This window comes from Pseudomonas sp. CYM-20-01 (assembly GCF_023169845.1).
GTDB lineage: Bacteria > Pseudomonadota > Gammaproteobacteria > Pseudomonadales > Pseudomonadaceae > Aquipseudomonas > Aquipseudomonas azotoformans.
The window spans coordinates 5853859-5872972 of the sequence record NZ_AP025169.1 but is presented as its reverse complement, the minus strand read 5'-3'; the positions used below and the strand labels follow the sequence as shown (position 1 = coordinate 5872972).

General features: G+C 55.8%; 20 protein-coding genes and 1 pseudogene. 14 read left to right on the top strand and 7 right to left on the bottom strand.

Features of this window, described 5'->3' with window-relative positions; all coding sequences use genetic code 11:
- Positions 1-241: 241 nt before the first annotated feature.
- Positions 242-2161 carry a methyl-accepting chemotaxis protein gene (locus tag M2497_RS26755; protein ID WP_248484446.1) on the bottom strand — a complete coding sequence of 640 codons (1920 nt, stop codon included), beginning with the start codon at positions 2159-2161 and terminating at the stop codon, positions 242-244.
- Between the two features lie 267 nt (positions 2162-2428).
- Between M2497_RS26755 and M2497_RS26750 the strand changes: the two genes are divergently transcribed.
- A complete protein-coding gene (locus M2497_RS26750; RefSeq protein WP_003176055.1) occupies positions 2429-3046 on the top strand; it encodes an FKBP-type peptidyl-prolyl cis-trans isomerase in 618 nt (205 codons plus the stop codon).
- A gap of 60 nt (positions 3047-3106) precedes the next feature.
- Here M2497_RS26750 and M2497_RS26745 read toward each other — a convergent pair whose 3' ends face one another.
- From M2497_RS26745 to M2497_RS26735, 3 genes are all read right to left on the bottom strand, one after another.
- Entirely contained in the window at positions 3107-3364 is a 258-nt protein-coding gene (locus M2497_RS26745; RefSeq protein WP_056858344.1) for a hypothetical protein, read from the bottom strand.
- Between the two features lie 161 nt (positions 3365-3525).
- Positions 3526-3867, bottom strand: a complete 342-nt coding sequence (locus M2497_RS26740; RefSeq protein ID WP_058425716.1) for a zinc ribbon domain-containing protein YjdM — start codon at positions 3865-3867, stop codon at positions 3526-3528.
- 114 nt (positions 3868-3981) lie between these two features.
- Positions 3982-4950: a polyprenyl synthetase family protein gene (locus M2497_RS26735; RefSeq protein ID WP_058425717.1), complete on the bottom strand. Its 969-nt coding sequence runs from the start codon at positions 4948-4950 to the stop codon at positions 3982-3984.
- Positions 4951-5189: 239 nt separating this feature from the next.
- Between M2497_RS26735 and rplU the strand changes: the two genes are divergently transcribed.
- The 7 genes from rplU to M2497_RS26700 all read left to right on the top strand — a co-directional run bounded on the left by rplU (position 5190) and on the right by M2497_RS26700 (position 10776).
- Complete coding sequence (gene rplU / locus M2497_RS26730) at positions 5190-5504, top strand: 50S ribosomal protein L21 (protein ID WP_007950961.1); 315 nt, start codon at positions 5190-5192, stop codon at positions 5502-5504.
- A 34-nt stretch (positions 5505-5538) separates the two neighbouring features.
- Entirely contained in the window at positions 5539-5796 is a 258-nt protein-coding gene (gene rpmA, locus M2497_RS26725; RefSeq protein WP_003176049.1) for a 50S ribosomal protein L27, read from the top strand.
- Positions 5797-5989: 193 nt separating this feature from the next.
- Positions 5990-7213, top strand: coding sequence for an Obg family GTPase CgtA (gene cgtA, locus M2497_RS26720; protein WP_176996947.1), 1224 nt, complete (start codon positions 5990-5992; stop codon positions 7211-7213).
- Between the two features lie 111 nt (positions 7214-7324).
- On the top strand, positions 7325-8443 hold the full coding sequence (gene proB, locus M2497_RS26715; RefSeq protein ID WP_248488261.1) for a glutamate 5-kinase: 1119 nt from the start codon (positions 7325-7327) through the stop codon (positions 8441-8443).
- 16 nt (positions 8444-8459) lie between these two features.
- Positions 8460-8924 carry a CreA family protein gene (locus M2497_RS26710; RefSeq protein ID WP_015885841.1) on the top strand — a complete coding sequence of 155 codons (465 nt, stop codon included), beginning with the start codon at positions 8460-8462 and terminating at the stop codon, positions 8922-8924.
- Positions 8925-9025: 101 nt separating this feature from the next.
- Entirely contained in the window at positions 9026-9508 is a 483-nt protein-coding gene (locus M2497_RS26705; RefSeq protein WP_071489177.1) for a glutathione peroxidase, read from the top strand.
- Between the two features lie 164 nt (positions 9509-9672).
- Entirely contained in the window at positions 9673-10776 is a 1104-nt protein-coding gene (locus tag M2497_RS26700; protein WP_248484444.1) for an NADH:flavin oxidoreductase, read from the top strand.
- Here M2497_RS26700 and M2497_RS26695 read toward each other — a convergent pair.
- Together M2497_RS26695 and M2497_RS26690 are read right to left on the bottom strand one after the other, a co-directional pair.
- Positions 10745-11947, bottom strand: a complete 1203-nt coding sequence (locus tag M2497_RS26695; protein ID WP_248484442.1) for a glycosyltransferase family 1 protein — start codon at positions 11945-11947, stop codon at positions 10745-10747. The two genes, M2497_RS26700 and M2497_RS26695, sit on opposite strands and share 32 nt — an antisense overlap.
- A 54-nt stretch (positions 11948-12001) precedes the next feature.
- Positions 12002-12262: pseudogene (locus M2497_RS26690) on the bottom strand (EI24 domain-containing protein); the annotation flags it as partial.
- Positions 12263-12507: 245 nt separating this feature from the next.
- Here M2497_RS26690 and M2497_RS26685 point away from each other — a divergent pair.
- The 6 genes from M2497_RS26685 (at position 12508) to kwaB (ending at position 17488) form a co-directional block, all read left to right on the top strand.
- Positions 12508-13308 (top strand): hypothetical protein, encoded by an 801-nt coding sequence (locus M2497_RS26685; protein WP_248484439.1) that lies wholly within the window; start codon positions 12508-12510, stop codon positions 13306-13308.
- A 145-nt stretch (positions 13309-13453) separates the two neighbouring features.
- Positions 13454-13873 carry a very short patch repair endonuclease gene (locus M2497_RS26680; protein ID WP_104994801.1) on the top strand — a complete coding sequence of 140 codons (420 nt, stop codon included), beginning with the start codon at positions 13454-13456 and terminating at the stop codon, positions 13871-13873.
- The gene (locus M2497_RS26675; RefSeq protein ID WP_248484437.1) at positions 13870-15081 is read left to right on the top strand and encodes a DNA cytosine methyltransferase; all 1212 of its coding nucleotides are present in this window, start codon (positions 13870-13872) and stop codon (positions 15079-15081) included. The genes M2497_RS26680 and M2497_RS26675 overlap by 4 nt, the downstream gene beginning before the upstream one ends.
- Positions 15078-15728 carry an Eco29kI family restriction endonuclease gene (locus M2497_RS26670; RefSeq protein ID WP_248484435.1) on the top strand — a complete coding sequence of 217 codons (651 nt, stop codon included), beginning with the start codon at positions 15078-15080 and terminating at the stop codon, positions 15726-15728. The genes M2497_RS26675 and M2497_RS26670 overlap by 4 nt, the downstream gene beginning before the upstream one ends.
- Before the next feature lie 192 nt (positions 15729-15920).
- On the top strand, positions 15921-16505 hold the full coding sequence (gene kwaA, locus M2497_RS26665) for an anti-phage protein KwaA (protein WP_248484425.1): 585 nt from the start codon (positions 15921-15923) through the stop codon (positions 16503-16505).
- The gene (kwaB, locus tag M2497_RS26660) at positions 16505-17488 is read left to right on the top strand and encodes an anti-phage protein KwaB (protein ID WP_248484422.1); all 984 of its coding nucleotides are present in this window, start codon (positions 16505-16507) and stop codon (positions 17486-17488) included. Before kwaA ends, kwaB begins: the two co-directional genes overlap by 1 nt.
- Positions 17489-17590: 102 nt before the next feature.
- Here the strand turns inward: kwaB and M2497_RS26655 are convergent, their stop codons facing one another.
- The gene (locus M2497_RS26655) at positions 17591-18178 is read right to left on the bottom strand and encodes a recombinase family protein (protein WP_248484420.1); all 588 of its coding nucleotides are present in this window, start codon (positions 18176-18178) and stop codon (positions 17591-17593) included.
- Between the last annotated feature and the right edge of the window lie 936 nt (positions 18179-19114).

Sequence of the window (19114 nt, the reverse complement as noted above, 5' to 3'; positions counted from 1 at the left end):
GGACGCAATCGACTCGCGTCCGAAGGCCCACGTGTTCCGGTAAGTGTGCTGGAGGTAAGGCCCAACTCACGGAGGGCCGAGTATGTCTAAGTTTGCCTGTGGCGAGGGAGCTTGCTCCCGTTGGGCTGCGTAGCAGCCCCAAGCATTCACTGCGCTCTCAACTTCAAATCTGCATCAACTTGATCAGGGCCGCTTCGCGCCCTAACGGGAGCAAGCTCCCTCGCCACAGGGACTGCGGCTTTTATACCCGGAAATGACTGACCATCTGCTGCAACTGACTGCCCAACCGCGCCAGTTCCACACTCGACTTGGCCGTCTCATCACTCGCCGTAGCGGTCTGCTCCGACACATCACGCACATTCACGATGCTGCGGCTGATCTCTTCAGCCACTGCGCTTTGCTGCTCGGCGGCGGCGGCGATCTGCTGGTTCATCGACTGGATATTCGACACGGTACGGGTGATGTTCTCCAGCGATACACCAGCTTTGCGCGTCAGCTCGACACTGCTGTCGGTGAGGCTGCGGCTGTTGTTCATCACGTTGGCCACTTGCTGGGTGCCGTTCTGCAAACCGGCGACCAGGCCTTCGATTTCCTCGGTGGATTTTTGCGTGCGCTGGGCCAGGCCACGTACTTCGTCGGCCACCACGGCAAACCCACGCCCGGCTTCACCGGCACGCGCCGCTTCGATCGCCGCGTTGAGGGCCAGCAGGTTGGTCTGTTCGGCCACGGCCTTGATCACGTCCATCACGCTGCCGATCTTGTTGCTCTCTTGTTGCAGATGGGTCATGGCGTCGGTGGAGCGCGCCACCTCAGCGGCCAGGCGTTCGATCTGGGCGATGGCCTCAGCGACCACTTTGTCGCCGGCACGGGCTTGGCCATCGGCGTCAGCAGCGGCCAGGGAGGCTTGCTCGGCATTACGCGCGACTTCCTGCACGGTGGCGGTCATTTCGTGCATCGCCGTGGCGACCTGGTCGGTCTCGATTTTCTGGCTGTTCACGCCGGCGCTGGTCTGCTCGGTGACGGCCGACAGTTCTTCGGCGGCGCTGGCGATCTGGGTCACGCCGTCGCGGATGCCGCTGATCAATTCGCGCAAGGTGGTGCCCATGCGCTGGATGCCTTGTTGCAGCACGCCCAGCTCATCGCGGCGGGTGATCTGGATGTTGTGGCTCAGGTCACCGGAAGCGATGCGCTCCACCACGGCCAGGGTTTCCTGGATCGGGCGGGTGATCTGGCGGGTGATCACCAAGGCAGCAATGATGCCGACCAGCAGGGCCAGCAAGGTGCTGATCAATTGCAGGCTGCGGGCCTGGGCGCTTTCGGCGTCACGGCGATCCAGCTGGATGTCGTACAGCTTGTCGCTGATCGTCACGATGTCGGCGCCCTGGGTGGTCATTTCGGCGCGGGCGGTGACGATGTTGGCATTGGCGGCTTTGTAATTCTGCACAGCCGTGCGGTAGGCGCCCAGGGCAGTTTCCAGCGCTGTCAGTGCGTTCTGCTGGCTGCTACCGAAGGCGGCGCTGAGGTCTTTCAAGCCCGCGATGGCTTTTTCAATCTGTGCGGCGGCACGGGCTTCGGTGTCCGGGTTGACGTTACCGGTGTACCCGCGAACTTCGTAGCGCGCCAATTGGAATTGCATCTTGGCGTCGGCCACGGCCTGGAACTGGGCCAGGTGCTCCGTGCTGTCAGGCATTTGCTTGACGCTGTTCTCCAGCGCATTGATCTGCGCATTGGCGATGTCGGCTTTGTCGCCCATTACTTGGCGAGAGGCGTTGCCGTTACGGTAGGCCTCACGCATTTTATTTAGCGACTGCTGGTAAGCGGTGATGATCGCTTTCTGCTCGTTGAGCAGCTTGACGTTCTCCGGGCTCTTGAAGCTGTCCAGCAGTTTCTGTTGCTGGGCAGCGAAGGCATCCAGGTTGGTCTGTACGTTCTGGGCCACGGCCTCGTCGCCGTTGGCGAGCATGTATTGCAGGCGCACGATGCGCAGCTTGGTCAGCGACGCGTTGAGCTGGGTGATGTCGCTCATCCAGTTGCTACGGTCGATCAGGCTGCCCAGGCTGGTCCAGCCAGTGAGGGCGAGGATCGAGGTGAGGACCAGCACCAGGCCGAAGCCCAGGCCGAGTTTGAGGTTGACGCTGATGTTACCGAACCAGCTGTTCATCGAATGCTCCGCAAAGGTGATGTCTGTCTGCTGGGCGGTGTTGTTGTTTGAGCCAGCCAAGATGTGTAGCGCTGTATCGGCGGGTGAGTGGGAATCTGAAACTTTTTATTCGTGAATAGATGAGCGCCCCCGCGAGTAACCGACTAACGGCGGCCCGCCGGCACGAGGCGCCAAGCTCATCGTGCGCGCCGGTTTTGTGCTAGTCTGCGGGCCCTTTTAGTTTTGGATGACACGGGAAACTGTGTCGCCCTACAGCGGAGCCTCTTCATGTCCGAAGTTAATCTGTCCACCGACGAAACCCGCGTCAGCTACGGTATCGGCCGTCAGTTGGGCGACCAACTGCGCGACAATCCGCCACCTGGTGTAAGCCTGGACGCAATCCTGGCCGGCCTGACCGACGCTTTCGCCGGCAAGCCAAGCCGTGTTGACCAGGAGCAAATGGCTGCCAGCTTCAAAGTGATCCGTGAAATCATGCAGGCCGAAGCGGCTGCAAAGGCTGAAGCTGCGGCGGGCGCTGGCCTGGCATTCCTGGCTGAAAACGCCAAGCGTGATGGCATCACCACCCTGGCCTCCGGCCTGCAGTTCGAAGTGCTGACCGCCGGTGATGGCGCCAAGCCAACCCGTGAAGACCAAGTGCGTACTCACTACCACGGCACCCTGATCGACGGCACTGTGTTCGACAGCTCCTACGAGCGCGGTCAGCCTGCAGAATTCCCGGTTGGCGGCGTGATCGCCGGCTGGACCGAAGCCCTGCAACTGATGAATGCCGGCAGCAAATGGCGTCTGTACGTGCCGAGCGAACTGGCTTACGGCGCTCAAGGCGTTGGCAGCATCCCGCCGCACAGCGTTCTGGTGTTCGACGTCGAGCTGCTCGACGTTCTGTAAGACCTGCTGATTACCTGTGGGAGCGAGCCTGCTCGTCCCCACAGTGTTTTGCGGGTGTGTTCATGGATGGAACTTGCCATTCAGCTCCGTCGCCGGGCGCAACGCTCGGGCATAGCAGAACAGAAACAGATTACGCACCACCTCCTTCAGCACTCCAGGTTCACTCGAACTCAGGCCATTCACGTCCAGGTCGCCCTGATCCTGCAGTTCACTCAGCGCTTCTTCTTCCAGTACCGCACAGACTTCACCGGTTTCCCGATGCAGGATCCGCAGGTAAGGGTGTGGGCGGTCCAGCCAGGCATCTATCAAATAAGTCATGGGTCGCATCTCCTTGATGGGTTTCAATGAGAATAATTCTTATTCGTAGAATAGCAAGTGCCTATTGGCGATTTCCGGGTTTTTCTGTGTGGATATTGCGAGAGGTCAACGCAGAGGGCGAAACGCCATCCCGCGGCGGGCGCGGGATGGGTGCAGCGGGTTCAGACTTTACGCACGAACTCGGACTTGAGCTTCATCGGGCCGATACCGTCGATCTTGCAATCGATATCGTGGTCACCGTCGCACAGGCGGATGTTCTTGACCTTGGTGCCGACCTTGACTACCAGGGAGGTGCCTTTGACCTTGAGGTCCTTGATCACGGTGATGGTGTCGCCGTCCTGCAGGACGTTGCCCACAGAGTCTTTCTTCACGGCTTCATCGCCGGCCGCTTCGGCCTCGCCAGTGGCGGACCACTCATGGGCGCATTCCGGGCAGATCAGCTGGGCGCCGTCTTCGTAGGTGTATTCGGAATTGCATTTCGGGCAGGGTGGCAACGTGCTCACTAAAGCTCCTTGAAAGTCAGGATGGCTAAAAGTCGCACATTATATAGGGATTTGTGGTCTTACAGGTTGTATGAAATCTAAATGTGGGAGGAGCCCCTCCCACATTCGTCCGCGTCAGTGCGTGCGGGCGACCGCAAACTCACTCAGCTCGACCAGGGCGTCCCGGTATTCGCTGGCTGGCAGGGCTTCCAGGCACTGGATGGCACGCGCCACGAAATCACGCGCCAGTTGCGCGGTGTAGTCCAGGGAACCCGACGCTTCGACAGCGGCGCGGATGGCTTCGAGGTCTTCGATACCACCTTTCTGGATCGCCTTGCGCACCAGGGCGGCCTGTTCCGGCGTACCTTCGCGCATGGTGTAGATCAGCGGCAAGGTCGGCTTGCCTTCGGCCAGGTCGTCACCGACGTTCTTGCCCAGGGTTTCGGCATCGCCACGGTAGTCGAGCAGGTCGTCCACCAGTTGGAACGCCACGCCCAGGTGATCGCCAAAGGTGCGCAGCGCTTCGGCCTGTTCGGCGGTGGCGTTGCACAAGGCTGCGGCGCTGTGGGTGGAGGCTTCGAAGAGCATCGCGGTCTTGCCGCGGATCACTTCCATGTAGGTTTCTTCGGTGGTGCTGGCGTCGCGGACCTTCGACAGTTGCAACACTTCGCCTTCGGCGATGATGCGCGTGGCCTGTGAAAGAATCTTCATCACCGGCATCGAGCCGAGTTCAACCATCATTTCGAACGAGCGCGAGTAAAGGAAATCGCCTACCAGTACGCTGGGGGCGTTGCCCCACATGGCATTGGCGGTCTCGCGGCCACGGCGCATACCGGACATGTCGACCACGTCGTCATGCAGCAGGGTGGCGGTGTGCAGGAATTCGATGGTGGCTGCCAGCAGGCGCAGGTCATCGCCTTCACGGCCCAGGGCCTTGCCGCACAGCAACACTAATAAAGGACGCAGGCGCTTACCGCCCGCCGACGTAATATAGTCGCCAATTTTGGAGACCAGCGGCACTTTAGAAGTCAGCTGCTTCTTGATGATGCCGTCGACGGCGCTAAAATCGTCCGCGACCGCGCGGTAGAAAGCTTGGGGTTGCATCAGCGACAGTCGCTCCAGAAGGGTTGCGCGGCATGCTAGGACCCAGGCCCCGTAGTGTCAAGGCGCGATAGACGGCCTCTTGCAACACCCCGTTGCCTTGCGTACAATCGCGCACCCTGAACTTCCTGGGCAGCACCTGCCTTACGCAATTGCATTCGGGACGTCCATCCCATGCAGCCATGCCAGCCAATACCTCTTCTTATAAAGCGCTGGGTGAGCAGGATTATCGGAGAAATACCATGTCGTACGCAGTAATTGTTACTGGTGGCAAGCAATACAAAGTCGCCCCAGGTGAATACCTGAAGATCGAAAAACTGGAAGTCGCTACCGGCGAATCCGTTACTTTTGATCGCGTTCTGTTGGTCGCCAATGGCGATGACGTGAACATCGGCGCTCCAGTTGTTGCTGGCGCTACCGTTGTGGCTGAAGTGATCTCCCAAGGTCGTCACGATAAAGTCCGCATCATCAAGTTCCGTCGTCGTAAGCACCACATGAAGCGTATGGGCCACCGCCAGTGGTACACCGAGATCAAAATCACCGGTATTCAGGCTTAATTTCAGCCTAATTCCTCACTAGGAGAATTGACTCATGGCACACAAAAAAGCTGGTGGTAGTACCCGTAACGGTCGCGACTCAGAAGCCAAACGCCTTGGCGTTAAGATGTATGGCGGCCAGAAAATCATTCCGGGCAACATCATCGTGCGTCAGCGCGGCACCCAATTCCACGCCGGTTACGGTGTAGGCATGGGTAAAGATCACACCCTCTTCGCGAAAATCGAAGGCGTGATCAAGTTTGAAGTAAAAGGCGCGTTCAACCGCCGTTACGTGAGCGTTGTCGCAGCTTAATTGCGAGATCGCTGGAAAAGCCCTGTCTTGCGACGGGGCTTTTTCGTTTGTGGGGTGAGTCTCTTGCAAAGCTGTTTGTAATGGGCTCAGGCGCTGGTTTTGCGGTCGCTGATTGAGGTCGCTGCGCTCATTTTTGCAAGAGTCTTATGTCTTGGTTTCTTAAGCTCGTCCAAGCGGCGAGAGGCGTTTTGTTATGAAGTTCGTTGATGAAGTTTCCATCCGAGTAAAAGCAGGCGACGGCGGTAACGGTTGCATGAGTTTCCGTCGCGAAAAATTCATCGAAAACGGTGGCCCCAACGGCGGTGACGGCGGTGACGGCGGTTCCATCTACATGATGGCCGACGAAAACCTCAACACCCTGGTCGACTACCGTTACACCCGGCACTTCGATGCCGAGCGTGGCTCCAACGGCGGCAGCACCGACTGCACCGGTAAAAAAGGTGAAGACCTGGTACTGCGCGTACCGGTCGGCACCACGATCATCGACTCCGCGACCCAGGAAGTAATCGGCGACCTGACCAAGGCCGGCCAGAAGCTGATGGTGGTGCAGGGCGGCTGGCACGGTCTGGGTAACACCCGATTCAAGTCCAGTACCAACCGTGCGCCACGCCAGACCACGCCAGGCAAGCCGGGTGAGCAGCGTGACCTCAAGCTGGAAATGAAAGTACTCGCCGACGTGGGCCTGCTGGGCCTGCCAAACGCCGGTAAAAGTACCTTCATCCGCTCGGTGTCGGCCGCCAAGCCGAAAGTCGCTGACTACCCGTTCACCACCCTGGTGCCGAACCTGGGTGTGGTCAGCGTCGATCGTTGGAAAAGCTTTGTGATCGCCGACATTCCCGGCCTGATCGAAGGTGCTTCCGATGGTGCAGGCCTGGGGATTCGCTTCCTCAAGCACTTGTCGCGTACCCGTTTGCTGTTGCACCTCGTGGACATGGCGCCGCTGGATGACACCAGTGCACCGGATGCCGCCGAAGTGATCGTCAGCGAACTGACCAAGTTCAGCCCGTCCCTGGCTGAGCGTGATCGTTGGCTGGTGCTGAACAAGTGCGACCAGATCCTCGAAGAAGAACACGAAGCGCGCGTCAAGGAAATCGTCGACCGCCTGGAGTGGGAAGGCCCGGTCTACGTGATCTCTGCCATTGCCAAAGAAGGCACCGAGCGCCTGACCCGCGATATCATGCGCTACCTTGAAGACCGTGCCGACCGCCTGGCGGCCGACCCGGTGTTCAAGGCCGAACTGGCCGAACTCGACCAGCGCATCGAAGACGAAGCCCGCGCTCAACTGCAGGCTCTGGATGACCAGCGCGCCCTGCGCCGCAGCGGCGTGAAGTCGGTCCATGACATCGGCGACGACGATTGGGACGAAGAAGACGTGGATGATGAAGACGGTCCTGAAATCATTTACGTGCGCGACTGATTCGTTGCGATAAACTTGAACGCCGCTCCTTATAGAGCGGCGTTTTAGTATCCGGGTTTAACGTTATGGGCCGCGCTGGGTCGCGCTGCCCTCAATCTAAGGTTGAAGATGATGCGGAGCAAAGTGACAGGTGCGCAGCGCTGGGTCGTAAAGATCGGCAGTGCGTTGCTGACGGCGGATGGCAAGGGGCTGGATCGCGCAGCCATGGGCGTCTGGGTCGAGCAGATGGTGGCCTTGCATGAGGCTGGCGTGGAGTTGGTGCTGGTGTCGTCCGGGGCGGTTGCTGCCGGGATGAGCCGCCTCGGCTGGACCGCGCGACCCAGCGCGATGCACGAACTGCAAGCTGCCGCCGCCATTGGCCAGATGGGCCTGGTGCAAGCCTGGGAATCCAGCTTTGCCGAGCACGGTCGCCACACGGCGCAGATCCTGCTGACCCACGACGACCTGTCCGACCGCAAGCGCTACCTCAATGCCCGCAGCACCTTGCGCGCGCTGGTGGAGCTCAAGGTCATCCCGGTGATCAACGAAAACGACACCGTGGTCACTGACGAAATCCGCTTCGGCGACAACGACACCCTGGCCGCCCTGGTGGCCAACCTGGTGGAAGCCGACCTGCTGGTGATCCTCACCGACCGCGATGGCATGTTCGACGCCGACCCGCGCAACAATCCCGACGCTCAACTGATTTACGAAGCCCGTGCCGATGACCCGGCGCTGGACGCCGTGGCCGGCAGCGTTGGTGGTGCCCTGGGCCGTGGCGGCATGCAGACCAAGCTGCGCGCTGCGCGCCTGGCGGCGCGTTCCGGCGCCCACACCATCATCGTCGGTGGGCGCATAGAACGTGTGCTGGACCGACTCAAGGCCGGTGAACGCATCGGTACGCTGCTGTCACCGGAACGCGGCATGCTCGCGGCGCGCAAACAGTGGCTGGCCGGTCATCTGCAAACCCGTGGCACGCTGGTGCTGGACGAGGGTGCCGTGTCGGCGTTGTCTCAAGGCAACAAGAGCCTGCTGCCGGTGGGCGTCAAGTTGGTGCAGGGCAGCTTCCGCCGGGGCGAGATGGTGGTGTGCGTGGCGCCGGACGGTCGCGAGATCGCACGTGGCCTGGCCAACTACAGCGCGCTGGAAGCCCAGAAAATTATTGGACAATCCTCCGATGCGATTGTCGGAGTATTGGGTTACATGGCTGAACCGGAACTGGTGCACCGCGATAACCTGATCCTGGTCTAACCATAGGAAGCACACGATGCGCGTGATGAAGGGATTGCTCGGCCTGCTGTTGGCCATGCCACTGCTGGCCTCTGCTGAAGAAATTGGCCAGGTGTCGACTGTGTTCAAGTTTGTCGGGCCCAACGACCGAATCGTTGTTGAAGCCTTTGACGACCCCAAGGTCGACGGCGTGACCTGCTACCTGTCACGCGCCAAGACCGGCGGTGTGAAAGGCGGCCTGGGCCTGGCCGAAGACCGCGCCGAAGCCTCGATCGCCTGCCGCCAGGTAGGCCCGATCCGCTTCAAGGGCGAACTCAAGGACGGCGACGAAGTGTTCAAGGAGCGCACCTCCCTGGTGTTCAAGACCATGCAGGTGGTGCGCTTCCTCGACAAGAAGCGCAACACCCTGGTGTACCTGGTCTACAGCGACCGCCTGATCGAAGGCAGCCCGCAGAACGCGGTGACGGCGATTCCGATTTTGCCCTGGCCTACCGCTCAGTAACTCGCAGGCGCGTTTTGCAATCGGCGTCTATGATTGCAGGCTTGCGAGTTGTAATCTCGAAGTGCCGCAATGCGAAGAACATGGGATATCTGGAGTTCGTCATGAGTGCTTTCCACGACCTGAAACTCAAAGCTTTGGACGGACAAGAGCTACCGCTGGCGCCCTTCAAGGGGCAAGTGGTACTGGTGGTCAACGTGGCCTCCAAATGTGGCTTGACCCCGCAATACGCCGCGCTGGAGAACCTCTACCAGCAGTACAAGGACCAGGGGTTTACCGTGCTTGGCTTGCCGTGCAATCAGTTTGCTGGCCAGGAGCCAGGGACAGAAGAAGAGATCCAGGAGTTCTGCAGCCTGAACTACGGGGTGACATTCCCGTTGGGCAGCAAACTTGAGGTCAACGGTCCTGACCGTCACCAGTTGTACCGCCTGCTGGCAGGCGAGGGCGCAGAGTTTCCTGGGGATATCACCTGGAACTTCGAAAAATTCCTGCTGGGCAAGGATGGGCGAGTGCTCGCGCGCTTCTCCCCACGCACCGCACCGGATGACCCGACGATCGTCCAGGCCATCGAAAAAGCCCTCAGCTGAGCGCCGCAGTTGTAGTGAGCGGGCTCGTCCCGCGCTGGGCTGCGTAGCAGCCCCAACCGGCCATCACTTTTACCCCTTAATCACCCAGATCAATAGTGCTACCCAGCATGCTGCACTCCCCATATTATCCACATCATAAACCCCGTCTTCCGTGGAGTGCCCCCATGCCCGTCCAAGCCTTGTTCAAACCCTTCCAGCTCGGTGCATTGCAACTGTCGACCCGCGTCGTCATGGCGCCGATGACCCGCTCGTTCTCGCCGGGTGGCGTGCCCAACTCCAAAGTGATCGAGTACTACCGTCGCCGCGCCGCCGCCGGCGTGGGCTTGATCATCACTGAAGGTACAGTGGTCGGCCACCAGGCCTCCAACGGTTACCCCAATGTCCCGCACTTCTACGGTGAAGCCGCCCTGGCCGGCTGGAAGAAAGTGGTCGACGCGGTACACGCCGAAGGCGGCAAGATCGTCCCGCAGTTGTGGCACGTAGGCAGCGTGCGCCGTATCGGCACTGAACCTGACGCCAGCGTGCCGGCTTACGGCCCGATGGAAAAACTCAAGGATGGCAACGTCGTCGTGCATGGCATGACCCAGCAAGACATCAAGGCTGTGATCAACGCCTTCGCCCAAGCCGCCAAGGATGCGCAGCGCATCGGCATGGACGGCGTGGAGATCCACGGCGCCCACGGCTATCTGGTCGATCAGTTCTTCTGGGAAGGCAGCAACCAGCGTACCGACGAATATGGCGGCAGCCTGGCCAACCGTTCGCGCTTTGCCATTGAACTGATCCAGGCTACCCGCGCTGCGGTCGGCCCTGATTTCCCGATCATCTTCCGCTTTTCCCAGTGGAAACAGCAGGATTACACCGCGCGCCTGGTGCAAACCTCGCAAGCGCTGGGCGAGTTTCTCAAGCCGTTGTCTGATGCGGGTGTGGACATTTTCCACTGCTCCACTCGGCGTTTCTGGGAGCCGGAATTCGAAGGTTCCGACCTCAACCTGGCCGGCTGGACCCGTCAGCTCACCGGCAAGCCGACCATCACCGTGGGCAGCGTGGGCCTGGATGGCGAGTTCCTGCAGTTCATGGTCAACACCGACAAAGTCGCGCAACCGGCCAGCCTGGAGAAGCTGCTGGAGCGCTTGAACAACGACGAGTTTGACCTGGTCGCCGTGGGCCGTGCCCTGCTGGTGGACCCGGATTGGGCGTTGAAGGTGCGCGAAGGGCGCGAGGGCGACATCCTGCCTTTCAGTCGTGAGGCGTTGACGACCCTGGTGTAAGCGGCGACAGGGCGGGCACCGGATGCCCGTCCTTGCAGACCCCACGCAGCTGACGCTCGAACTGCTCGATAATCGCCGGCCAGCCCTGGCGGCTGGCGTGTTGGCGGGCATTCAGGCGCATGCGGCGCAAGCTTTCGGCGTCTTCCAGCAACCAGTTGGCTGCCTCGCAAAATGCGTTCTCATCCCCGGGCATCGCCAGCACGCCGTTGTAGCCGTGGCGGATATGCTGGGTTGCAGCGGCCTGGTCGTAGGCCACCACCCCCAACCCGGATGCCATCGCTTCCAACACCACGTTGCCGAAGGTTTCGGTGAGGCTGGGGAACAGGAACACATCGCCCGATGCGTAATGCCGCGCCAGTTCTTCACCGCGCAAGGTGCCGCAGAAGATTGCTTCCGGCAGCTCCTTTTCCAGCGTCGCGCGTTGTGGGCCATCGCCGACGATGATCAGTTTCATCTGGCGCATTGGGTAGGTGTCTTGCAACGTTTCGAAGCAGCGCTTTAGCAGGCCCAGGTTTTTCTCGTGCGCCAGCCTGCCCACGTAGAGCACGGCAGTCTGTTCGCTGTTCAATGCCCAGCTTTCCCGCAGCGCATTGTCACGTTTTGCGGGATGGAACAGTTGGCTGTCCACCCCACGTGACAACATTCCCAAGCGTTCGAAATGCCGGCGCTCGAGCTCCAGGCGCTGGCTGGCGCTGGGCACCAGGGTCAGGGTTGAGCGGTTATGAAACCAGCGTAGGTAGTGCGTGACCATCCGGCTCAGCATGCTCAAGCCGTACTGGTTCGAGTATTGCTGGAAGTTGGTGTGAAAACCGCTGACCACGCTGATCCCCAGGCGCCGCGCAGCACGCAGGGCAGACAAACCCAGGGGGCCTTCAGTGGCGATGTACAGCACGTCCGGACGCTGACGCGTCCAGCGCCGCAGCAGCTTGTGCATCGACGACTGGCCCCACTGCAGGCCCGGATATCCCGGCAGCGGCCAGCCACGGCATAGCAGTAACGCGTCGTCGCTGGGGCGGCTCTGGTCGACGCCCTGGCGCGGGCGTACCAGCTCGACTTGATGGCCACGCGCCCGCAACCCCTCGCACAGGCGGCCAAGGGTATTGGCCACCCCGTTGATCTCTGGCGGGAAGGTTTCGGTGATAAGGGTGATGTGAAGCGAAGCTGTCGTCATGACCCACAGTGTCACCGTGGGCCATGTCGTCATTGTGTCATCGAGATGATGGATTTATGACTGAGTCACCTTTTGCTGCGCTGCCATCGCCTCGGCGCCTTGCTCGCGCACCCAGAACAACGTCGCTCCAGCCACCGCCGCTGGCATCATCAGCAGGTTGACCACCGGCACCAGCAACACCAGGTAGACGATGCCGCCGAAACTCATGCTCTGCCAGCGCTTCTGGCGCAGCCAGGCGAGCATCTCGTTCCAGCCCAGCTTGTGGTTATCGGCCGGGTAGTCGATGTACTGGATTGCCATCATCCAGACGCCGAAAGCCACGTCGTTCACAGCCCTTTCCCAAGGAAGTGAATAGGAAATGTATCAGCGATATGGAAAGACTGAAAGTCTTGGGTTTGTCTCATCGCTCCCCGGACTCGGTTGATTTAATGGTATGTAGGCTGGGTAGGGTGATACGGGATTTTGACGTCAAAATTGCATTCCTTTCGGGTAAATGGTTTTATTGGCCATCACTGGTTATTTGACCAGTGCTTTGGATGGGGCCTCTCAGAGAAAATTTGATGCAGACAATTTTGGATTTGATCGAAAACGCAACGATGCAGGCTTGGATTTGGGGACCCTTGATGGGGGTGGTCTTGGGTGCTTTGTTCGCGGGTGTGACTAATTCGCCAACTGTAAATGCACCCGTCACCGTGACTCAGACGACAAATACATACATCACAAAAGTCGTCGTGAGCCAGCAACGCTCAAGTTCTGGTGACGATGGTGGCGGTGCTATGGCTGTTCTAATCGCCGCAGGTTTCGGTCTGGTCTTTCTGGTCTGGAAATATGCGATACATATCGACCTTGTGCATCATTGTCTCTGGGCGCTTTTGTCAACTTTGCTGTCTTTCAGCTTGACCACTGCCCTGGTTTCTCTGGTTAAAGGGCAGTTCACGTCAAGTAGTTGGGGCGTTTACATAGCCGCGCCTGTCGTAATTCTTGCTGTTTGTGGTCGCCTTCTATCGCTGGCAAAAGCATCTTTTGATCCTGATCTAACGCAACTGGCATCTCAGCATACATTTTTGGATTTTTACGTTCATAGCCTATCGACATACGGGCAGTCCCTGATGATTTTTCAGGTTCTTGGTGTGGCATTGATCTTTCTTGTGATGGTTTTCACTGGGGTCGCACTGCTTCACTATCTGGCACTGATGAACCAGCGTAGCTATGGCCCACTGCAAGGTTTTTGGATGTTTTTGACCGGCGCCACTATGTTTTTCTCGGGGAAAATGTGGTTTCTCGTTATGGCCATTGTGCTCGGATTGAGCTATGTGTTGGTCGAACCGAGTTTGATGCCAACGTGGGCAACTCAACGATAGTATTGCAGGCGTAACGCTCTGTAATGGCCATCAGGTATGAGAGGCGGTCCGACCTCATACCTTCGAACATCGTTTCAAGTGTTAGCAGGCCATCACTATTCGGGGCATTTCATAATGAATGGATTCCTTCTGACTGGTAAGATTCGTGGATACGCTGACCCCTTCTGATCGAAGCCTTCGTATGGCTAGGGTGAAGTCAAAGGGTACCAAGCCGGAAATGGTGGTGCGACGGCTACTTTTTTCGATGGGGTATCGCTACCGGCTTCACGACCGTAGCCTTCCAGGCAGCCCTGACATTATTTTCAGAGGTCGGAAGAAAGTCATTTTCGTCCATGGATGCTTTTGGCATCGACATGATGGCTGCCCACTCGCACGCTTACCTAAGTCTCGGTTGGACTTCTGGATTCCAAAATTGGAAGGCAACAGGGAACGTGATACACGCACGCTGCATCAGCTAAATTCACTGGGATGGGATGTTCTTGTGATTTGGGAATGCGAGCTTAAAGATTTGAATTTACTAGAGAAAATGCTGAATGGCTTTCTTGGTCGGGGGAACACGCAATGAAATCCGTTGAGCTATTCGCTGGTGCGGGCGGCCTTGCTATGGGGTGTGAAATCGCTGGGTTTTCACATTTGGCTGTCGTTGAGTGGGATAAGTGGGCTTGCGATACCGTTCGCGAAAATCAGAAGCGTGGCTACCCATTGGTGCAACATTGGAATTTGCACGAAGGTGACGTGCGTGGTTTTGATTGGAGCAGCGTCCCGGAGGGCATTGAATTGCTTGCCGGTGGCCCTCCGTGTCAACCGTTCTCCATCGGCGGTAAGCATGGTGCATACGACGACAGTCGTGACATGTTTCCTGCGACCGTTGAAATCATCCGCAGATTGAAGCCTAAAGCGTTCATCGTTGAAAACGTAAAAGGTCTGACGCGTGCAGCTTTCGCAAATTACTACCAGTACATTTTGCTACAGCTTGAGTTCCCCGAGTTGCCACGTCGTAAGGACGAGGGATGGCATGACCATCTGATGCGTCTGCAAGCCGAACGAACCTCTGGTAAGCGCAAAGGTAAAGGCCACACCTACAACGTGGTACCAACCCTTGTGAACGCTGCTGATTATGGCGTACCACAGAAGAGGGAGAGGGTCTTCATCGTTGGATTTCGGGACGACCTTGGAGTTGAATGGTCCTTTCCGGAAGAGACACATAGCTATGATGCCTTGCTGCATTCGCAGTGGGTTACCGGTGAATACTGGGCCAGGCACGGTCTGAGAATGCCTGAAGTTCCCGCAAAGCTGGTGTCACGCGTCCGTAAGTTGAAGAGTGATCTGTTTCCTGTGGATAAAGCACCATGGCGAACAGTTCGTGATGCAATTGCTGATCTTCCTGATCCTGAAACCCGTGCAGCGTTGAAAGTGCCTAACCATACGTTTCAGGGAGGGGCTCGCTCTTACCCGGGCCACACTGGGAGTCCGTTAGATTTACCAGCAAAAACACTGAAAGCTGGTGACCATGGCGTACCTGGTGGTGAGAACATGTTGGTCAAGGAGAATGGAGACGTGCGTTATTTCACTGTCCGTGAAAGCGCCCGTATTCAAACGTTCCCAGACGGTTTCCGGTTCCATGGCAGTTGGTCCGAAACCATGCGACAGCTCGGCAATGCTGTCCCCGTATTGTTGGCACAGCACGTAGCGTCGAGCGTTGCGGAAAAATTGGCGATTGCTGAAATCATCCGTATTCAGAAAACCGTCAAGAAGGTGGTAAACGTCGCATGACGGGCAAGGTCGTTCCATTCAATCCGCTAGATAAGAAAAATCTGGGAGCCAGCGTTGCAGAGGCGTTGCTATCGAAGGAAGTACATCCTCTAAATGCTTTGCCCATTTTTGACGGGGCAGGTGTGTATGCGATTTACTACACCGGCGACTTTCCTGCGTATGCGCGTTTGGCGTCATTGAACCAAAATGGACAGTTCATGTTGCCTATTTATGTAGGTAAAGCTGTGCCTGCTGGTGCCCGTATGGGTGGCGATTTAGGTTCATCACCTGGAAAGGTTCTTCAAAAACGATTGAAGGAGCACGCAGACAGTATTCGCGCAGCAGAAAATCTGAGTATCGATGATTTTCATTGTCGGTTTTTGGTCGTAGACGATATTTGGATTCCTCTGGGAGAGTCGTTGATCATTGCGAGATTCACCCCTGTTTGGAATTCGCTAATCGATGGTTTTGGTAACCATAATCCGGGTAAAGGTCGGCACGCCGGCATGCGTCCACGTTGGGACGTTTTACACCCAGGGCGTTCATGGGCGATGAATCTTGCCGATCGGCCGGAGAAAGCGAAGGATATCGAGGATGATGCCGCCACCTATCTTCGGGAACGAGCACCAAGTCTGTCGACTCAATTCATCAAAGCAGAAGGCGAGTAATATCGTCGGCAAAAATCGAAATTCTTCACCATCTCTGAAACGCTGACACCCCCAAAAATCACTCCCACGCATCTGCCATGAATACATGGCAGATTGCTTTGTGCTGGCCTATGGACATCTATCTCGATATCGAATACGGTGGAGAAAATAGACATATATATGAGCTAGCTTGGGCGAAGGGATGATGACTCAATGCGGATCAGCGGCAGTGGTGAAAAGTTTGAGTTGTATATACTTTCGCTATGGTTTTTATTTCTTTTAATTATCGTAATTACGATTGATGTGCCATTTTGCTATGGTGAAGACTGTAAGTTTATAGGTTTGGCATCTTTACTACAGAGAAATATAATTTCTGTTATTGCATTCGGGTTTCTGGCTTTTGGTACCTTGTATTATTTTCGATTTGATTATCGGGTCGCCGGAAGTAAAAGTATTGCTGCTAGAATTGTGAAAATCGAAGATGTGAATTATGAGCATCTTACATTTCTAACAACTTATATCATTCCTTTAATTTGTTTCAATTTGACCAGTTTCAGATATTTGCTTGCTTTGGGAATATTGTTGTTTGTTATAGGTGTGATATACGTTAAGACTGATAAGTTTTATGCTAATCCTACATTGGCCGTACTCGGATTTAGAGTATATAAGGTCAATTTGCAGACGCGTTTGGGATTGGTTGAAGGTGTTGTGGTTATTTCAAAGGAACGTTTGGCTGAAGGGGACCAAGTAAGTCGCTTGGGACTAGATGATAAAGTCTACTTCGTAAGGAAAGCGTAATGTCAATTGACGATCTGAAAACAAAAATAGCAGCAGTTGTAGCGGATGGTTGCGGTTCTGAAATATTTTTCCTTTTGGATTCTGATAATGGCATGCAAATTAAAAAGGCTGATATAGACGAGGTGCCCCAAGCAGAACTAACCAAAATGTTTGTAGATGCGATTACCAATAAGATACTTCTAAATGATGAGATTTCCCTGATCAAATTGTCGAATGCGGATGAGCGCAGGGAAACCATATATCATTATGATATGCCAGATGTTCCTGTGGAGTTACAACACCTGCGAAACATCATAGCAGCGGATGACTTTGAGGAGTTTTCATTTGCCAATGATAATTTGAATAATCTTGAAGGTATACTGGTTCTGCTTGGTAATGCAGAACATCAAATGGCGCTTTACAAATACCAATATCCGGTGTCATTGCTGAGAAAGGATACAGGGTTTAATTTGATGCGTTCTCGCGGAACCAATCGATTCAAAAAGCTTGATGAAGACGTGTTGAAAATAAATGCAAAGTTCGAGTTCTTCAAAATAGATGGTCAATACTATATTTTGGACTTGAAGGCGTTGGAACGTTTTTTTGGATTTCATGAAGCTATTAAGAATATTGCTGCAAAAGGGATTGAAAACATCAGGCAGGCTGGTCTTGTTGATAATGTACAGGTTCTTTCCGACCGGCTGGATGATATTTCATTTTCGAGAAAGCTTGTCCGTGCCGCTAGTGCTTCACCGGTTCTAAATCTGATCCCCAACGCAGAAGTCATCAGTTTTGCAAGTACGCACCCCGCCCTGCGAGGACGGTTTAAACTAACGGATGATGGAGAGCGGTTCAACTTGCGTACTAAAACATCGCAAACATTATTTTTGAAATTGTTGAATGATGATTTTCTTCAGTCGGAACTTACTAAGCGTTATTATGATAGCTTGGCAAAGGATGCTATTGACGCTGGTGTGGTCCCAGCCCCAGCCCCAGCCGTATGAGTATGTATGCTTGATATTTAGTCTTTACTTTTATTGTTGTAGGTGTACAAGCGTGCATGGGACCCATCTACCCTTTACCCCAAATAGGGTGGTGGCGTTTATCTAGACCCCCGGAGGGGTGCCGGGGGTGTTCCAGTGACGCTTGACAGTTGCAATCCCAATGCCTAGTTCGCTGGCAACCTGTGTCTGGATTAACCCCTGCTTTTTTAATCGTTGCACTTTGTTTGTAGTATCTACCGCGATTGGGCGACCAAGCTGCTTTCCTTCAGCTTTGGCACGTATCAATCCTTGCTGAGTACGTTCTATCAGCAGATCACGTTCAAACTCAGCTACGGCGCTCAAAACCTGCATTGTCATCTTACCTGCCGGACTGGTCAGGTCTACGCCGCCTAATGCTAAGCAATGTACTCGAATTCCAATTCCAGCTAGATGTTCAACGGTCTGACGCACATCCATTGCATTTCGACCCAATCGGTCCAGTTTGGTCACAATCAGTACGTCACCTGTTTCCATTCGATCCAATAGCTTTTGAAACCCTTGGCGTTCACTGGCAGCGATGCTGCCCGATATGACTTCTTCTATTACCCTGCTTGCCTGTACGTCGAATCCGGCTGCTTTCACTTCTTGTATTTGGTTTGCAGTGAACTGAGTGGATGTTGAAACACGGCAGTATAGAAATGTGCGGGACATGGGATGTACTCACGTATCATTAAACGTGGTATCACTGTAGATTAGTATCGTTTTGTGCGCAAGGCTATTTTGTTGATACGTTTGAGGCGACCGATTTCGCGCATCACCTAACGGTCGTTTGATGATCCCAATGGAGCCTATGCCCCGACACCTTGACTTATGGCAGATTGCCGCTATCTATTTCTGGTGGGTGGGAAACATCATCCGCATGTTCAATGTGTAGGCGTACGGCCTCGCTTGAAAAACCATCACTACAAACAAAAAGGACAACGCATGTTTACTGATATCAAGCCCGGCCCAAAACCCAAACGCGAGGATGGCAAGGACGACCGGAGACACCACGTAAATCCCGAAACCAAGCCTAAGCACCCAACACTTCCGACGCACAAGCCCACCAAGTAGTGTGTTAGGAAATGCTGTACCCGGTGGAGCTGCTACTTGGTGTGCTCCACTGCTCAATTGTCATGAGTGACGACCCTCCTAGATGCCAGCGCCCCGCCTGCTGGTGTCAGGCCCAAATCAGTGTACTGGCACAGCCCCACGTAGGTGCCGGACACTAGGCGCTAGGCTGAAAGTTGCCTAAACGCTGGTGCATCCCAACTCTCTATCGTCTTCTACCCAGAGGCGATTGCCGCCAACAAATCCCTGTCTCGCCCACATACCGACATAGCGCATTTTCCTTTCAAATCAACCGAGCCTCTTCAATAGATAAATACTATCTCAAGACTCTCTTGGTAGGGGCCTGGCACATGCACGCTCTTGTCGAATATTGGTGGTTTTAAGCTGGAATGGCGATTTTTGTGCAAGAACTACCATTTGGGTGATATCACCGCAAAAAGCTTAGCGCTCGATCCCTACAAGCCACGGAAACACTGGGCGATGGACCCGTAGCCTCAGAACACTGCTCTAAGGGACGCCGCCCACACAAGAGGTTTC

What these genes read in the sequence shown, in the direction of transcription:
- rpmA (WP_003176049.1), top strand. Translation starts at nt 5,539, where the DNA reads ATGGCACACAAAAAAGCTGGTGGTAGTACCCGTAACGGTCGCGACTCA.
- M2497_RS26735 (WP_058425717.1), bottom strand. Translation starts at nt 4,950, where the DNA reads ATGCAACCCCAAGCTTTCTACCGCGCGGTCGCGGACGATTTTAGCGCC.
- M2497_RS26685 (WP_248484439.1), top strand. Translation starts at nt 12,508, where the DNA reads ATGCAGACAATTTTGGATTTGATCGAAAACGCAACGATGCAGGCTTGG.
- M2497_RS26670 (WP_248484435.1), top strand. Translation starts at nt 15,078, where the DNA reads ATGACGGGCAAGGTCGTTCCATTCAATCCGCTAGATAAGAAAAATCTG.
- M2497_RS26710 (WP_015885841.1), top strand. Translation starts at nt 8,460, where the DNA reads ATGCGCGTGATGAAGGGATTGCTCGGCCTGCTGTTGGCCATGCCACTG.
- M2497_RS26675 (WP_248484437.1), top strand. Translation starts at nt 13,870, where the DNA reads ATGAAATCCGTTGAGCTATTCGCTGGTGCGGGCGGCCTTGCTATGGGG.
- kwaA (WP_248484425.1), top strand. Translation starts at nt 15,921, where the DNA reads ATGCGGATCAGCGGCAGTGGTGAAAAGTTTGAGTTGTATATACTTTCG.
- M2497_RS26655 (WP_248484420.1), bottom strand. Translation starts at nt 18,178, where the DNA reads ATGTCCCGCACATTTCTATACTGCCGTGTTTCAACATCCACTCAGTTC.
- M2497_RS26700 (WP_248484444.1), top strand. Translation starts at nt 9,673, where the DNA reads ATGCCCGTCCAAGCCTTGTTCAAACCCTTCCAGCTCGGTGCATTGCAA.
- proB (WP_248488261.1), top strand. Translation starts at nt 7,325, where the DNA reads ATGCGGAGCAAAGTGACAGGTGCGCAGCGCTGGGTCGTAAAGATCGGC.
- M2497_RS26745 (WP_056858344.1), bottom strand. Translation starts at nt 3,364, where the DNA reads ATGACTTATTTGATAGATGCCTGGCTGGACCGCCCACACCCTTACCTG.
- M2497_RS26695 (WP_248484442.1), bottom strand. Translation starts at nt 11,947, where the DNA reads ATGACGACAGCTTCGCTTCACATCACCCTTATCACCGAAACCTTCCCG.
- M2497_RS26755 (WP_248484446.1), bottom strand. Translation starts at nt 2,161, where the DNA reads ATGAACAGCTGGTTCGGTAACATCAGCGTCAACCTCAAACTCGGCCTG.
- kwaB (WP_248484422.1), top strand. Translation starts at nt 16,505, where the DNA reads ATGTCAATTGACGATCTGAAAACAAAAATAGCAGCAGTTGTAGCGGAT.
- cgtA (WP_176996947.1), top strand. Translation starts at nt 5,990, where the DNA reads ATGAAGTTCGTTGATGAAGTTTCCATCCGAGTAAAAGCAGGCGACGGC.
- M2497_RS26705 (WP_071489177.1), top strand. Translation starts at nt 9,026, where the DNA reads ATGAGTGCTTTCCACGACCTGAAACTCAAAGCTTTGGACGGACAAGAG.
- M2497_RS26750 (WP_003176055.1), top strand. Translation starts at nt 2,429, where the DNA reads ATGTCCGAAGTTAATCTGTCCACCGACGAAACCCGCGTCAGCTACGGT.
- rplU (WP_007950961.1), top strand. Translation starts at nt 5,190, where the DNA reads ATGTCGTACGCAGTAATTGTTACTGGTGGCAAGCAATACAAAGTCGCC.